The organism is Nocardioides cremeus, assembly GCF_030518195.1.
GTDB classification, from domain to species: domain Bacteria; phylum Actinomycetota; class Actinomycetes; order Propionibacteriales; family Nocardioidaceae; genus Nocardioides; species Nocardioides cremeus.
This window is the reverse complement of the sequence record NZ_JAULSC010000059.1, coordinates 1-1,376: the sequence shown is the minus strand read 5'-3', so window position 1 is coordinate 1,376 and position 1,376 is coordinate 1. Positions and strand designations below refer to the sequence as shown.

Here is a 1,376-nt window from a genome sequence, read left to right as displayed (position 1 = left end):
TGAAGCGCCCCAGGTTTGATGCCGCTCCTGTTTGAGTCCAGGAGGATGAGCACCATGCCGAAGAAGATCGATCAGGAGCTGAAGGCCAGGGCTGTACGTCTGGTCAACGACCACCAGGGCGAGTACCCCTCGCTGAGTGCTGCGGCGGCGGTGGTGGCCAAGCAGCTGGGGGTCGGCAAGGAGTCGGTACGCCGCTGGGTGCTCCAGGCCCAGATCGACGGCGGTCAACGCGCTGGCGCGACCAGCGAGGAGCTGGCCGAGATCAAGGCGCTGAAAGCCGAGAACCGTCGGCTGCGCGAGGACGTCGAGATCCTTCGCCGGGCAACAACTTTCTTCGCCGGGGAACTCGACCCCCGCAACCGCTGATCATGGGATTCATCGACACCATGAGAGCCGAGGGCCACGCGGTCGAGTCGATCTGCCGGGTCCTGCGTGAGCAGGGCTGCCAGATCGCCGCGCGGACCTACCGCAACTGGAAACAGGCCGGACGCCTCGTCGCGGCCCGGACCGTCACCGATGCCCACGTCGTCGACGCGGTGCGCGACATCGCCTGGACCACCAAGGTCGACACCGGCGGTGTCGTGGTGCGCAAGCTGTCCCCTGAGGGGCTCTACGGGCGCCGGAAGATGACCGCCTACCTGCGCCGCACCACGGCCCCCGATGCCTCGGCGGGCAGCGTGGACCGCGCGATGCGCACCCTGGGCCTGTCCGGGGTGCGTCGCGACAAGGGCGTCCGGACCACGATCCCGGCCAAGGACGGCACCCGGGCCGGGGATCTGCTCGATCGCGACTTCAGTGCCGCGGCACCGAACCGCACCTGGGTCACCGATTTCACGTATGTGAGGACGTGGGCGGGGTTCACCTACGTGGCCTTCATCGTCGACGTCTACGCCCAGCGGATCGTGGCTTGGCACGCCGCGACGACCAAGCAGACCGACCTGGTGATGATCCCGCTGCGCATGGCGCTGTGGCAGCGCGACCGCGAGGGACATCCCACCGAGCCCGGCGAGCTGATCCACCACTCGGACGCGGGGTCTCAATACACGTCGGTGCGGCTGACCGAGCACTTGGCGCTTGAGGAGATCCGGCCCTCGATCGGCTCGGTCGGCGATGCGTACGACAACGCTCTGATGGAGTCGATCAACGGGCTCTACAAGGCCGAGTGCATCCGCACCACCGTCTTTCACGACGGGCCCTACAAGACCATCGCCGACGTCGAGTACGCCACCGCCGGCTGGGTGGATTGGTACAACAACCGCAGGCTCCATTCGACCCTGGGAAACATCCCGCCCGTCGAGTACGAGCAAGCCCACTACGCTGCTCTCAACCGAGAGCCGCACCCCGTATAGGAACGGCCGAGAACCTGGGGCGCTTCA

The 1,376-nt window shown here is 67.1% G+C and carries 1 protein-coding gene; it reads left to right on the top strand.

Going from position 1 to position 1,376, the window contains the following annotated elements; all coding sequences use genetic code 11:
* Positions 1-54: 54 nt before the first annotated feature.
* Positions 55-1,349, top strand: a protein-coding gene (locus QWJ41_RS20710; RefSeq protein WP_302710363.1) for an IS3 family transposase whose coding sequence is annotated in 2 segments (ribosomal slippage) — positions 55-328 and positions 328-1,349 — 1,296 coding nt in all. Because the reading frame shifts where the segments join, the coding sequence is not laid out codon by codon here.
* Positions 1,350-1,376 lie beyond the last annotated feature (27 nt).